Annotated in this window: 11 protein-coding genes; 4 read left to right on the forward strand and 7 right to left on the reverse strand. The window is 51.6% G+C overall.

Translation table 11 applies throughout. From position 1 onward, the window contains the following. Positions 1–94 precede the first annotated feature (94 nt). The 4 genes from LIW51_RS28455 to LIW51_RS28470 all read right to left on the reverse strand — a co-directional run bounded on the left by LIW51_RS28455 (position 95) and on the right by LIW51_RS28470 (position 5,922). Positions 95–2,359 carry a dipeptide ABC transporter ATP-binding protein gene (locus LIW51_RS28455; RefSeq protein ID WP_227379384.1) on the reverse strand — a complete coding sequence of 755 codons (2,265 nt, stop codon included), beginning with the start codon at positions 2,357–2,359 and terminating at the stop codon, positions 95–97. A gap of 196 nt (positions 2,360–2,555) precedes the next feature. Beyond that, positions 2,556–2,849 (reverse strand): hypothetical protein, encoded by a 294-nt coding sequence (locus LIW51_RS28460; RefSeq protein ID WP_227379385.1) that lies wholly within the window; start codon positions 2,847–2,849, stop codon positions 2,556–2,558. A gap of 412 nt (positions 2,850–3,261) precedes the next feature. Beyond that, a complete protein-coding gene (locus LIW51_RS28465) occupies positions 3,262–4,725 on the reverse strand; it encodes a family 4 glycosyl hydrolase (protein ID WP_227379386.1) in 1,464 nt (487 codons plus the stop codon). A gap of 345 nt (positions 4,726–5,070) precedes the next feature. Beyond that, positions 5,071–5,922: a sugar phosphate isomerase/epimerase family protein gene (locus LIW51_RS28470; RefSeq protein WP_227379387.1), complete on the reverse strand. Its 852-nt coding sequence runs from the start codon at positions 5,920–5,922 to the stop codon at positions 5,071–5,073. Between the two features lie 249 nt (positions 5,923–6,171). Between LIW51_RS28470 and LIW51_RS38780 the strand changes: the two genes are divergently transcribed. After that, complete coding sequence (locus LIW51_RS38780) at positions 6,172–6,306, forward strand: hypothetical protein (protein WP_255767628.1); 135 nt, start codon at positions 6,172–6,174, stop codon at positions 6,304–6,306. Between the two features lie 2,003 nt (positions 6,307–8,309). Here the strand turns inward: LIW51_RS38780 and LIW51_RS28475 are convergent. Then, entirely contained in the window at positions 8,310–8,585 is a 276-nt protein-coding gene (locus LIW51_RS28475; protein WP_227379388.1) for a hypothetical protein, read from the reverse strand. Position 8,586: 1 nt separating this feature from the next. Beyond that, positions 8,587–10,098, reverse strand: a complete 1,512-nt coding sequence (locus LIW51_RS28480) for a sodium:solute symporter family transporter (RefSeq protein WP_227379389.1) — start codon at positions 10,096–10,098, stop codon at positions 8,587–8,589. Between the two features lie 1,044 nt (positions 10,099–11,142). Between LIW51_RS28480 and tnpA the strand changes: the two genes are divergently transcribed. The 3 genes from tnpA to LIW51_RS28495 all read left to right on the forward strand — a co-directional run bounded on the left by tnpA (position 11,143) and on the right by LIW51_RS28495 (position 13,779). After that, on the forward strand, positions 11,143–11,550 hold the full coding sequence (gene tnpA / locus LIW51_RS28485; RefSeq protein WP_227379390.1) for an IS200/IS605 family transposase: 408 nt from the start codon (positions 11,143–11,145) through the stop codon (positions 11,548–11,550). Beyond that, entirely contained in the window at positions 11,550–12,785 is a 1,236-nt protein-coding gene (locus tag LIW51_RS28490) for an RNA-guided endonuclease InsQ/TnpB family protein (RefSeq protein WP_227379391.1), read from the forward strand. The genes tnpA and LIW51_RS28490 overlap by 1 nt, the downstream gene beginning before the upstream one ends. 148 nt (positions 12,786–12,933) lie before the next feature. Next, complete coding sequence (locus tag LIW51_RS28495; protein ID WP_227379392.1) at positions 12,934–13,779, forward strand: fumarylacetoacetate hydrolase family protein; 846 nt, start codon at positions 12,934–12,936, stop codon at positions 13,777–13,779. 357 nt (positions 13,780–14,136) lie between these two features. Here LIW51_RS28495 and LIW51_RS28500 read toward each other — a convergent pair whose 3' ends face one another. After that, entirely contained in the window at positions 14,137–15,003 is an 867-nt protein-coding gene (locus LIW51_RS28500; protein ID WP_227379393.1) for an amidohydrolase family protein, read from the reverse strand. Positions 15,004–15,006 lie beyond the last annotated feature (3 nt).

A 15,006-nucleotide genomic window follows, 5' to 3' on the forward strand; every position in this document is an offset into this window, starting at 1 on the left:
TGAGATACTGGCAAAGCAAATCGGATCAGAACGGACGGGAATCGCGATCCAATCTAACTACCCGGGTGTTGGCAGTTCATTCGGGCAATCATCGTTAGTCGTCACCTCCCTTCTCTTGTAAGTTTCCGTCCTCAGTTTCCGCTGCATGGAGGCGGTCGTTGTCGTCGACGATCGTTGGACTGTCCCAGTATTCGTGGTCGTCGCCGTAAGCGCGGAAACAGGCGGTTTGTTGACCGCCCTCGAGATCGCTCCCATCAAGGTCGGGGGACTGCTGGCGGCAGACTTTCCGAGCTTCAGGGCAGCGAGTGTGGAACCGGCACCCGCTTGGCGGGTTGGTCGGGTCCGGAATGTCGATCTCCCGTACCGGTGGCTGAGTCAATTCCTCAGCCTTTGGATCGAGATCCGGTGTTGCCCACATGAGCACCTTCGTGTAGGGATGCTGAGGATTTTTCAGAACCTCGTCGGCTGAGCCGATCTCGATAAGGCGACCGAGATACATGATTCCGATACGACCATCTGTCTTCTCGGTCAAGTAACGGGCGTTTGAGAGGTTATGTGAGATGAACAAGAACGACGTGCCGAACTGTTCCTGTAGTTCAAGTAGTAGATCCATCATGTCGACGCGCAGGCTCACATCGAGCGCGCTCACTGCCTCATCGGCCAAAATGAGATCTGGATTCATGAGCAGCGCTCGGATCAGCGCCACACGCTGCTGCTCACCGCCGCTTAGCTGGTGAGGATAGCGATTCGCGTAGTCCGAAGGGGGGGACATCCCGACGCGTTCGAGCATTCCATAGACCCGTGCCTGCCGATCCTCCACACTCATGCCCGGCTGCCACGTCTTCAATGGGATCGCAAGATTGGCTTGTACCGTCCGATTTGGATTGATCGCGCTGCCAGGGTCCTGGTGAATGATCTGGAGTGCACGCCGTACCTCCTTGAAGGGGATGTCGATATCACCCCTGCCGTCTTTCGCATCCCAGATGTCCTGCCCACGGTACTTTATGCTACCACCGGTTGGACGTTGCAGGCCGATAGCCGTCTTTCCTAGTGTCGTTTTCCCGCAGCCCGATTCACCAACGAGTGCGATTACCTCCTGTTCTCCGATCTCCAGATCGACTCCGTCGACCGCTTTGACGATATCCGGGTCGGAAAAGAAATCCAATAGGCCGGAGCTTTGTTCGAAGTAGACTTCCAGATCTTCCAGCGAGACTACAGTTTCGTGGTCAGCACTCGGTAAGACTGCGCTCTCTTGGCTACCTCGATTAATGGACTGGGACTGGGTCCCATCAGCTTCGTCGATACGCACCTCGTTGATGCTGAGCGGGATCTCATCGTCTACTCGATCCCAGTAATGACATGCTGCGAGCTGGTCGTTACCGACGTCCGTCAGGGGCGGGTCGTCAGAGACGCACTGCTCGTCTGCGAGCGGACAGCGCGGGTGATACGAACAACCCGCAGGTACATTCACGGGATCAGGACTCTCCCCAGGGATCGGTTGCATTTTTCCGACAGGCGTTTCGAGGTTCGGTGTTGAATTGACCAGCGACCGGGTATAGGGATGTCTCGAATTGAGGAGAAGCTCATCTGCGGGACCCGCCTCGACGAATTCAAAGGCGTACATCACAGCGAGCCTGTCGGCTATATCCGCCACGAGTTCGAGATCATGGGTGATGAACACCATCGTCAGGTCGTACTCCTCCTGAAGATTCGCGAGCAGCGAGATGATCGACCGTTGCATGAGGAGGTCGAGTGCGGCCGTTGGCTCGTCCATCACGAGCACTTCGGGTTCAAGTACGAGCGCAAGCGCGATGAGTGCGCGCTGTTTCATTCCTCCCGACAGCTCGTGGGGATACGATTCGAGAACCCGTTCCGGTTCGAGGTACAGCTCTGCAAGGAGTTGATGGGCGCGTTCCATGCCCGCGGTCTTGTCCTGGTCGTGAACAGAGAGCGTTTCGTGGAAGTGATCCTCGATCGTCATCGTCGGATTCCACGAACTCAATGCACCTTGGAATACCATCGAGATCTCATCCCATCGCAACTGTCGTCGTTCCTCGTTGGAGAGGTTGAGCAAATCGACCTCCTGTCCATCATCTGGATAGTAGGTAATTTCACCCGAGAGAACGCCGGGCTCCACGACAGCGTCTAACAGTGCGGATGCGAACATCGACTTGCCAGATCCGCTCTCGCCGACGACGCCGAGAATCTCACCCCGGCGGACGTTGATGTTAACCTGATCGAGTACACGCGAGTCACCCCGTTCCATGTCGAACGAGACGCTGGTGTCGCGTATCTCTAGGATTGTATCTTCATCAGTCTGATCAAAGTCCACCCAACTCGTATCCTGACTGCGAGCCATCTATATGTCACCTCTGGCTCGCCAGATCTGCGTATTTGCAATCTCGGCCCATGGTTCGGATCCCGCCTTAGGTGGACGAGTGGAAATAAACGATACGGCTGTTAACGTTCGGATGATCTCGTTTTGCGTCATAGTTTGACAATACACAGTGTTGGGTTTATGCTATGGATGCTCGTGACTTCAATGTACCCATTTATCAAATATCCCTAACTATGATCGCGTCTACGCCAGCGCGTGTCGAGGGAAAAAGATTGAGAAAGAAACGTAGCTTTCCCGCGACCATATCGACATGCAAGAGCTGGGCGAGTTTTGTTGCATCAACGTGGTTCGTTTTCTGCATGATTTCGGCGATCCACCGTGACTTCGTTAGGTTGACGAGCACCTCAATGTAGTAATTGTCAAGCGTACATAAATCATAAAGTAGTTGCTGGTGACTTCGATCGCTGGCTTCGTTTCCAGTATAATCCTGTGTGATTTCGTCGAGATTCACGTAGAGAACCCGAATCTCGATTTGGACGGTACCGTCTTAATCTACGACCACGAAATATAAAATATGTTTGTAAATATAATTTCCATGCCAACTCATGGCGAATACTTTGGAGAAGCTGCGTGAAGTAAGACATTACCTATTCAGACTTGGAGCCCGGCTGTTTCCAGATCTACGATGACGACCACGAACAACACAACAGCCCATCGATCGTTGAGTACGGAATCTCTCTTAGCGATTCCGACGGTGGGTGATTGTAGGCTCAGAGCGCCGATAACTGACTGACACCGGCCTACTCGTACTCGTACCTGGACTCGCTTCTCTCGGTCGTAGGATTGAAACACGAATCGTCCGTCGAAAATAGAGGGGATGACCGCGGGTCCGCTACTCGCGGAGAAGAGTCGCTCGAGACGCGCTAGATGTTCGCCCTGGATGTTGACTTTGACTCGGTTCGGAGAATCTCCGATCCTTCCAGGTTCCAATGGGTGAGGTACTCACGCTCTGCCTCGACAAGTCGGGTAAACAGTTCGCGCGCGTCGGTCGCGTCGATTGTCACGAGCGCGTCGTTGAGGAATGCTTGGTAGGCGAGGTCGACGTTTCCTTCGAACCCGGCCTCTATGAGAGTCTCTTGGTTGTTCACATGGGTGAGAACCATATTCCGCACCTCTGCAGGGAGCGCACCGGCGGAGAGCGGCTTGACGCTGTCACTGGTCACGAGCACGTTCGTCTCCACAACCGCGCCTTTGGGGAGGTCAGGACACTGGCCCACGTTAGGGGTGTTCGCATGGGTCTTCAATGATTCAATGCCCAGTAGAGCGCGCATCCATTCGACAGCCTCCTCGCCTGACTCATAGAATTCGAAGGCGTCATCGCTCTCGAAACGCTTCTGGCGCTCTTTTTCCCCCTCCGGCCAGTGGTTGACGCGGTACTCGCTGGGTGTGAGCCGGATACCCCATCGCTGTACTTCCTCGGCCTCGTCGACGGAGAGGTACCACGGAACGAACTCGACGAGGTGGCGGTCGCCTGCTGCCGGGAGAACGTCGAACTGCTGGTAGAGGTTGATAGTCACGTCGTCGTGATCGACAAAGTAGGATTCGTCTTTGAGGTCTCCGGGCTCGAAGCGGGGAACAGGCTCACGTTCGTCGATCCACTTGGTGATGAGGTCGAAGATATCCTCGCCCCGCCAGTATGCTTCGTCGACCCACGTGAAGTGGTTGATACCCTTCACGTTTACACCGATCTCCTCGCGGGGAACGTCCTCGGCGCCAAGATATTTTTCAATGAGTTCGGCGAACAGTGCTTGAATCTTGAATACCTCGTGGCAGAGGCCGACGGCGTTGATGTCTGGGTACTCCTCATAAAGGGCCCGTGTGCACACCGTCATCGGGTTGGTGTAGTTGATGACCCAGGCGTTGGGACAGTGGTCGCGTACCGCCGCGGCGATTTGTCGGTACTGCGGGATTGCTCGCATTGCGCGGAGCGTCCCGCCGGGTCCAACGGTGTCGCCAACGGTTTGGTATATGCCGTACTCCTGGGGGAGTTCGAGATCCTTTGCCATCGTCTCCGCGGGCGGATCCTGCGTCGAAACGATGACGAAGTCCGCTTTGTCAAGGGCCTCCTCCATGGTGCGAACTGCCTCGTACTCCCAATCACCGACAGCCCTATCGTGGCTCTGGATCCACTCGCCGAGTTCGGCGTTCTGTTGTGCGCTATCGTAATCGACATCGTAAAGGGTGACCTCACCGGCAATGTCGGTACACTGTGCCAAGTCGTTCATCAGAGTCGTCGCCCACGATCGACTACCGCCGCCGATATACCCGATTTTTATTCGTTCAATCGGTACATCGGACTCCTCTGAGCTAACTGCTAACTCGTGCATAGAAATTCGTTCACACACTAGTATAATAGCTTTTTCGCCGATCCTGCCCTACGTCAATGAAGTGTAACCGTCTGGAGAATTTAGACGACCGGCGAAAACGTGATACTGAGTGTTCATGAACCGGAGCACCGAGAAGACAACCACGAACCCTACTGCATTGGTCGACGCATCACCGATTGGTTCGTGAGAGAATGGCGCCGCGCTATGAGTACCTCGCCTAGGACGTCTCCGACGGTCCTAATAGATCGCTCTCAGCCGGGCCATTCATGGTCAATGGGCAGCAAACCGCCTGAATTCGAGCAACACAGATGGTTAAGCGATAGCGGCCCTCCCGGCGACAACCAGTCATTCGTACTCTGCGTCGATGTTGTCGAGGATATTTGTGAGGGCAGCGGCGGCGACGGTGAAAGCTTCTGGACCGCTGTAACCGCCCTTCTTGCCAGCGTGCGACAGGTGGGGTTCAAGCGCCGCGAATCCGCTGAACCCGCGCTGCTGGAGGATCTCAAGTACCTCGGGGAGGTGGCCGTCGCCCTCCCCAGCGGGATGGATAGCCCCCCGTTCGCCGAACTCGGCGTCTTTGATATGGAGGTACTCGACGTACTCAACTAACTGGAGGAGTGCATCGGGGTAGGCTCGAACGCCGATTTCGAGGAAGTTTGCCGGATCGAAGATGAGTCGGAAATTCGGCGAGTCCAGAGTAGTCACGAGGTCGCGACAACGTGTGGGCGTATCTCCGTAGATGTCTTTTTCATTTTCGTGTAGCAACGTAATGTCCGCCTCCTCAGCAAGATCAATCTTCGTCTGCATCCGGCGCATCACCTCCTCCCGGTAGTCAGCGGGATTCTCGTCCTCGGGAATCCAGTAGGAAAACAGCCGGACGTACTCGGTATCGAAGTACTCCGCGACCTCAAGGGCGTGTTTGAACCTCTTATAGTGAGGTTCGAACTCATCGGTGATATCGATCTTCCCGATTGGTGAACCGATGGCGGCGATCTCAACACCATTGCGGTCAAGGTTGTCGCGCACATCGGCCAACTGCGCATCGTTCAAATCGAGGATATTAATTCCATCGACGCTCCGTAGATCGATGTGTTGGATGCCCAGTTCCTGGAGGACGCTTAGTTGTGTATCGAGGTCGTCGTCAATCTCATCGGCGAACCCACTGAGGACGAACTTACTCTCAGGTTTGGCGAACATGATAGAGAAACCGTTCTCCCGTAAGGTAATATTTCTTGTGCTGTGATCAAAAACAGTATTCTGGCAATTCTTATAATGACAACCACCTACTAATGAAAGTGAATACACGGTCTTACTTAGCGATGGCAATAGAAAAGCGAAAAGCGCTAGAAAGCAAGCAACAAATCGAACTAGATACCGACCACAAGGCGATCGATCCGCAGAACACCAAAACCGGACACATCGGTGGTGGGAGCCGGTTGTTGGTACTTGAACTCATCCACGGATCTCGCACAGGCGCCCGGACTCGGTCCGGAGTTGCTCCTGTACGATATCAACATCGACAGCGCAAAGCGCAACGAGTGCTTCGGCAATGAAATTCAGGAGCAACAACGCCGTCGGTGATTGGATCTACACCGCCACCGAGGACTGAGAGAAAGCACTTCGAAATACCGAATATGTAATCAATTCAATATAATCCCTGACGAAGGGCATATTCAAATACGACCTCGAAATTCTAAAGGAGTACGACATCTATCCAGCGGTCACGGCCACTATCGAACCAGGTGGGATCATGCTCACATTTGGACGACCTATCCTTCGTACATTCAGTACTGTCACATCGTTTATTCTCGTCTTCCGATCGCCTTTCGCTTTTTATCCTTCGTTCCCGTCTCTTGAATGAACTAGTAGCAGTGGCTCCGTATCGACCACCTACTTTGATTTAAGATTAACTTCGTTGATATACTCTGGTTTCTCGGACGATTTTTTGGCAGTGATGATTGCAGACGATAACCCATATCCTCTTGAAACCGAACCACCTGCCTTTCAAGAGAATACGTTCGTGGCTAAAATCGAATTTGGTGTCATTTGACCGCTTATTGCTGATTGCTTGAATGGGTGAATCGTTTGCCTTTGGGGAACACCAGTACTGGCCAAAAATTCACCATTATTCATGATTATTTGTCGGGTATGGCAACTTTAGGCCAATTCGCGTAACTGATATCGATTGCTTCGATAAGGTAACGCTATGCCAGCAGATGGTTCCCTTATTGGGAACAATCTTAAAGAGTAAGGAGAAGTCTGAAGATGGTTGCGATAAGGATCATCAGTCTAAAGATAACTACACCGTTGAGATGTAAGCCATAAATCAATAGAGGGTCATATACGGCTGAGATAACTACCTGGCGGTATCAACACCTCGTTGACCGCAGTTATGGGTGTCTACAACAAGGGAGAGACGACGATTATCACCGGTCACGCCGAATCAGGACGCCAGTAGATTACGGCTGTCATCAACGATGAGGGTCTCGTCGACGGGACGGACGATGAGTTCTTTATCAACTATGCCACATAAATGATCAGCGTCTCCAGTCTTCCAGAATGTTCCCTAAAGGGGAACGCCGAGATTACATAACTACTGCCGTAATGATCTGCAGGTGATCGATGGAACATCCCGTACCATCTTGAAGGAAATGGGTCGTTTGCGACTGAACGAGAAATTAGTTGGAGTCAGCACCATAGCAATTGAAAGGATATTTCTCTCCCAAAAATCAGGTCAATGCGCGTTTCTTCTTGTTTATCGTTTGGGTTTAAGGGAATCGTCGTTGACCTTCTACTCAAATTGCCACCTTCTGTTATGGCCGAAAATCTGATAGCACTTTTCACTTACTCCGTAACAGTCAAAGAATCGATGAAGGTGTTGAACAGTAAAATTTTGATTGAGACCCAACTGCGTCATATTTTTCTACGCTTAATTCCAAGCTATTATCTTAATATCTCTTTTTACCAGGAATCAGTGTAGGTGCACGATTAAATAATATATCCAGGGAAAGTTTATGAAAATAATGGCGCGTCGGCAAGCTGTTCGTTATAAACGCAGTGGTCGTAATCATGAAGGCTTGGACAGCACATCGTAGTTCGTGCCAAGTGACGGTTCTCGAAGCGGCTCTGAGACTCGACGATACACCTATTGAAGAATCGGGAACCGTTTCACCGCCAGCTTGAAGGACAGAGAATTCAGGGAAGTTTGGTTCGTTTTTCGCGTCACGAACCGCAATACTGCGGAGGCGCCGCTGGTGAACCGACCGAGAGAAGTCGGCTCTAGACTATCTCCTAGTCTGTTGGTAGGGGTGCGGCCATTCGGATAGAGATACCTCTATTCTCGATAAGGGAACGGGGGAAATACTCAAAATTGGATTGCCTCGTCTTCGCTTCGGAGCTGAGCGGTCTTCCCGGAACGAGGTCGACGGTAGCCAGACACTACATCCTGATTTTCCGCATCAGATATCTTTATTCACTTTTGACGCATAACATAAAATGATATTGGCATAAACACATGGTTGGATTCTGTATATTGACTACATCATGACATCAAAAATGAATGAATTATGCAATTTTCTCAAATTCTATTGCTTAGCGCTTTTACCTCGCCAGATAAAGTATGCTCCCACAATGACATAGAGTGATCCGCTGATTAGGTTCATGAGAACTGGATCCCAGGCTGAATTAGTTGGCATCGCAGCGAAGAGCGGCGTTATTATGACGAGAATCCCCATTATAAGAATCACTATTCCAGCGAAAAGTGAAACTGGAAGGTCATAGCTATCGCTAGTCGTCGTTTCGGTTGCTTGCTGTTCGCTGGAAGTTCCGTCACCGGTCATTGTGTCGATTTTACTCTCCATGTTAGATCACCTCGAAAAGGATGATTGCGCCAACGAACGTCATCAGGGCTAAACCTACCGTCAAGAGAGCGGCACGTTTTATCTTCGGTGAGATGGCTGTTCGGGTAGAATCTCGAAGAGACGAAACGAATCCTGTTGGTGTTTCGCTGTCTTTCGGAGTTGTGAACACGCTTACGACTACTGCCACGGCCATGGTCGAAAGCAAAGAATAGAGTGATCTAACATAGGTCGCTTCGTGACCTAAGGCGAATCCAAGGTAAATGCTAAAGAGGAAGCCCATGACCACTGCAACTTTAGCACCAGTCGCTGTGGCCCTGTCCCATAACCCCCCAACGATTGCGACAGCGGCAAACGTGGGCATAATCGTTACCAAGAGTGATTGAGCGACTAAGTACATGGAGTCCTGAAGCGAGAAGTAATAGGCCATCCCCACGGAAAGGATGACGAAAATAATCCCTGCTATTTGACTTACCCTGATGTAATGGCTCTGCGACCGATCCGGGGCAACGAATCGACGATACACACGCTCGGTGAGCAACGTCTGGAAATTATTGAGCTGCGAATCGACACTAGATAGAACCCCAGCAAGCAACCCGACGATGACGACACCGTAGAGTCCAGGCGGCATGACATCACGGATTAGCATCGGCATCGCCTCATCAGCCACTTCGAGATTCGGGTAGAGTACGGCTGCGATAACTCCCGGGAGTAGGATGAACAACGGCACGAGAACTGCGTACCAAATTCCAGTATAAAGGAATCCTAATTGTGCGGACTCTGAACTCTCAGATGACAGTGGGCGTTGGAGAATCTGTGATTCGGTACCCCAATAGGAAATCGATTGTGTGATGAATCCAAGGTACAGAAGAATGATGGCAATGGGTCCGCTAAACGGGAAGTCTGCCAGCAAAGGATGTTCAGAGGGAGTCATCGTCGCTTGATTCGATTGAATACCTTCGACAAGGCCTGAGATACCTCCGACCATATCTAACGAGATTGGAAGGAGGAGGGCGAGGGGAATGAACATGAGAACGAATTGAATCGTGTCAGAGCCGGCAACCGCACCGAACCCGCCGAGAAGCGTGTAGGTAGCGCCAACAACCACCACGACGCCGATGGACACCCACAGATCCCATCCAAGTAACGTGTTCAACACGAGCGACCCTGCATAAATATACAATCCCATATTGATGAACATCCAAACAAACGTCCAGATGAAGTCGTACGCTTCACCGACTGGACTCGTGAATCGAGTGTTAAGCCATTCACCAAGTGAGAACGCCTCGATTTCGCGGATGAAGGGGATTATCGCGATCGTGGCTACAACAATCCCGAGCGCCGTCGAGATCGGAACCATGAGCGCGATGATGCCAAAGGTGTAAGCAAACCCAGCCAATCCAAGGAAGTCATTGGCATTTAGGTTCGTCGCTACGGTGGAGAAGGCTTGTACCCAGGGGGGTAAAGAACGATCCGCTAGGAACGTACTCGCTGTATCGACCGTACTTTGTCGCATGTACGCTCCGAAGACGATAAGGGATCCTACGAACACTGATAATGCTAACCACTCTGTCACAACGAGATTTGGCGAACCTCCGACTTGCATGGTACAGGCACACAATTCCAAGCAACCATCTTATATTTTATGTTCGTTCAAGAAGGAGACTGATCTCTGCTAATCTTCTGTTTCAGCAACTGCCGATCGAAAAGAACAAATATTTAGTATTGTTGACGCAATACGGACTTGCTCAGTAATGTCAACATCGATGCCTTGTTCGATGGTTTCACGTCACCGTGATCTTCGGGCATGCTCTCGCTACAAGGACGCTCAATCTACTCCGCTCACTGCTACACTGATTATCCGGTAATACCCAATCATTTGTACCAGTTGAGTCCCGTTGGCGTCCGCGACCGGGAAGTTGTTGCCAGAGGCACGCCCCAGTGTTGATCTTACATTTTGAGAGTGACTATGATGTGGAAATAATCTAACCAGGTATCACGTACTCCGAGTAGTGTTGTGTCTCATTGTATAGCGATCTAATTCGTAATTTGCGTCTAAAATTGACACTACCCGTTACAGTAGTAGAGCCGTAATGCTTTCTCATGAATGAGCTAGTACCCTTGCTGACTGCGTTGGGTGATGCCGGACAGTATACGTACAACACTTCTCGTTCTCCCGTCCAATATCTGGTGCGAATCTAACTGCGGTTTTACTCAAGTACTCTGTGACCTCCAGAGCGGAAGTCTAAATAGTGGTTTTGAGGTATTTATGGACTCTGAATGAGGTGAGAATGAAGAAATTCCTGGCCAATGTAACGTTGCGTATGACACCCACGATGTAGTGAACAGTAATTCGGAAAACTAATCGTTGGGTATTACCGAACTCAGTGGTGTTAGCTTAACCGAGGCGCTAAGCCCCCTTCCTCAACGAGCGCCGAAGGCGGGAGTAGGGAGGGGGAGACAGCGCCGCACAGTTCTCAAACGTGTTCGGTAGCAGGACCACAGACCCACGCAATCGGTAGCTTTTTGCGTTAGGATGTCATACTAACTACCGAACCCAATGCAGTATGACCTCGATTCAGGTTCGCATTCGGTCTACTCGCTCCACTATCACCTGATACTCACAACGAAGTATCGGCGAGGAGTGCTAACCGAAGAACGAACCAACTTCATTCGAGATATCATCGAAGGGTTCGCGGACAACTATGGCGTCGAAATCGTCAATCTCGACGGCGAAGACGACCACATACACGTCCTGTTCCGAGCGAAGCCGACCACAGACCTCGTGAAGTTCATCAATACCGTGAAGGGAGCGACTGCCCGTCGCATCCGCAACGAGTACGAGGATGAACTGAAGAACGAACTGTGGGGGGACTCGTTTTGGAACAGTTCCTACTGCCTCCTCTCGACGGGGCAAGTGTCGCTCGACGTTCTGAAACAATACGTCGAAGAACAACGAGAGTCCTGATGTACTACTCCTACAAGTATCGCCTCAAGCCGTCCGACACCCACCGCGAGGAGTTGGACCGCCACCGCGATATTTGTAGACAGACCTACAACCACTTCCGCTACCGACTCGGCGAGTACCGTGAGGAGAACGGCGAACTACCGTCTATGACCTCGCTTCGGTCGGAGCTACCCGACCTCAAGAAGTGGTGGAACGACCTTAGGGACGTGTACTCGAAGGTCCTTCAGACTGTCGTAGAACGATTGTTCGACAATCTCAAAGGCCTCTCCGCTCTCAAGCGAAAGGGGTACGGCGTCGGGATGCTCAAGTGGAAACCGCCACGGGAGTTCCGCAGTTTCACGTACAGTCAATCCGGCTTCAAGCTCGACAAGAAGGGCGGTCGGACACTACTGTGCCTCTCAAAACTCGGCGACATACCGATACGGCTTCACCGCGAGATACCCGACGACGCGAAGCTCAAGCAGGTCACGCTCAAGAAGGAACCGACCGGCGAGTGGTTCGCTACCTTCGGCATAGATCTCGACCGTGAACCGCCGACGAAGCCCGAGAATCCCGAGAAGTGCGTCGGTATCGACGTAGGGATTCTCAAGTACGCTCACGATACCAACGGTCACGCCGTCGGGTCGCTCGACCTCTCGGACGAACGAGAGCGCCTTGAACGCGAGCAACGGAAGCTCTCGCGGAAGGTATACGGGTCGAACAACTACGAGCGTCAACGTCGTCGAGTGGCGAACTGCCACGCCGACCTGAAGCGAAAGCGCCGGGATTTCCTTCACAAGCTCTCGACCTACTACGCTCGGGAGTACGACCTCGTAGCGGTTGAGAACTTGAACGTGAAGGGGATGCTCGAATCCCCGTCGAACAGTCGGACCACGGCGTCCGCCGCGTGGCGAACGTTCCTCTCACTACTCGAATACAAGTGTGAGCGGAACGGGACGCACTTTGTCGCCGTCGAACCGGCGGGAACGACGAAGGAATGCGCGGGGTGCGGCGTTTCGACCGATAAACCGTTGTGGGTCCGCGAACACTCCTGTCCCGCCTGTGGTTTCACGGCGGATAGGGACGCGAATGCTGCATGGAACATTCTTTCTCGGGGCATCAAGCAGGTAGGAGTGGGACACTCCGAATCAACGCCTGTGGAGACTGCGCTCCCTGTGGATACGTCAGTATCTGCAAAGCGCGTCGTTGAAGCAGGAAGCCCTACCCTTAAGCGCGAGCCGTCAGGCGAGCGGTAGGGTAGTTCACAAGAAAGGCAAATAATCGTCTGGATTCACGTCGTAGGAGGTACAGTACGGATCTGGATCAAGTTCGGTATGAGCAAACGGATTATCAAGTTTCGGGGATAGAAAACTATTTTTTGCTAGCTCTGCAAAGGCTGAACCGATGCGATTCATTCGCTATGCTGGAGGTAACACGCAGCACTGGGGCACTGTAGTCGACGATACCGTCTATTCGCTTGCGGAGGCTCCATTTGGTGAACCAACTTACAAGGATATTGCAACACCTGGTTATCGATCGAAAGTTCAGCAAGCAGTAGATTCTGATACACTAACTGGTGTCCCCAGAACGGAAGTACAGGAACTCGCTCCAGTTCCTAATCCAGGAAAAATCATTTGTGTTGGGTTGAATTATCATGACCACGCCGAAGAACAGGACGAAGAAATACCTGATAAGCCAATATTGTTTGCAAAGTCGTCCACATCAGTCACAAATCCAAATGCGGCTATAATTCATCCAGATGACATAGAACAAGTAGACTACGAGGTTGAACTAGGAATCGTCATGGGACGAACTTCTAAGAATGTGCCTGCTACTGACGCCATGAATTATATTGCGGGCTATACGGTGGTAAATGATGTAAGCGCCCGAGACGCCCAATTCGAGGACGGTCAGTTCTTCCGTGGAAAGTCATACGACACCTTTGCGCCGATGGGGCCTGAGCTAGTAACCGATGATACCATTGACCCAAATGCGCTTGATGTTGAAACGCGTGTGAACGGAGAAACCAAGCAATCGTCTAACACTGATGAATTCATTTTCGATACGTACGAGATTGTTGCATATCTTTCGCGCGTAATGACGCTTCACCCCGGAGATGTTATTTCTACAGGAACGCCTGGAGGAGTTGGTGTGTTCCGTGATCCACCTGAACTCCTTGAACCGGGTGATGAAGTAGAAGTCGAAATCGAATCAATCGGTACTCTCCGAAACCACGTTATCGCTGAATAATCTACCCAAATTCAGTATCGGAGGAAGAACTGACTACTCCCGACCTATAGCGTCATTTGTGACTGTGACCATAATAGAATCATTTGAGGAATCGCTGACTGACCTGTCCGTATCATCAACGAAGGTCATGTCGGCCAATGCACTGGACAAACTTTCCGCACTAATCGAGCCACCAACGGTTGGAATAGAACTTACTTTTGATAATGTCATCACTCCCTGAGAAGGTGACACAAAACCCATCCTCAAGAGACCCCCACTAGAGCAAAGACTATTGTCACAACTGCTAGCCCATGTATTGGCGATTATGGTTCAATCGTGATTAATGATCATGGCGACGGTGCAGAACCAGTAAAGAGATTACACATCGACGTGTCGGCGGAAGGCTCGATCAGTCAACCATGCTTGGTCAACGTGTGAGAGGCCTTCAACATGTTTGAGCCAGGAAATGGCCTCACTATATGTGGCCTCGTCGCTCACGTTTGGATAGTCTGACCCCCAGATGACACGCTCACGGCCAAATTCATCGAGCATCCAGCGAACATGATTGTGCACATCGGTGTATGGGAACCTCTCCTCCGAGCGATGAACTATTTCGGAGACTTTCACGGCGACAGTTTCGTATTCGGCAAGCTCAGAGAAGCGTATAAACGCAGACTCTGACGGAGGGGTCGATGGATCCGTGTGTGCAAAGTGGTCAAAAACATACGTCAACTCCGGGTACGACTTTACGAGCTCGGTTGCTTGGTCAAGTTGTGTCTCATCCGCCAAGATTTGGACGAAGGCATTCGTCTCGTGAACCGCTTTCCAGAATTCAGTCTCTTCGATGGTGTCACGGAGCCAAGTAACCGACGGATCGAAAGATTCCCACATGGAGCTGTATGGACATGCCGCCCCTAGACGGAACCCGATGACTCCGTCAACACCCATCGCTTTTCGGAGTGTATCAGCTGCATCATCCGCAAATGGGTCGAGCATAACCACCCCATAGAGACGATCTGACTCAGCAACACAGTCGAGTGTGTATGCGTTGTCTGTCCAATCACAAATGGGGTACCCAACCACAACGGCTTCGTCTACCCCTACCGCATCCATATCGGCAAGAAGCCGATTTGACGTATAGGCAGTGTGGACATCGAAGGAATCGACACGGTCAATAATTGCTCCATTTGACCAGGGATGCTCCGTACTCGGATACCCCCATGCGTGGGTATGCGTGTCTATCATGGG

Origin of the sequence: Haladaptatus halobius, assembly GCF_020618475.1 — an archaeon.
Lineage (GTDB): Archaea > Halobacteriota > Halobacteria > Halobacteriales > Haladaptataceae > Haladaptatus > Haladaptatus halobius.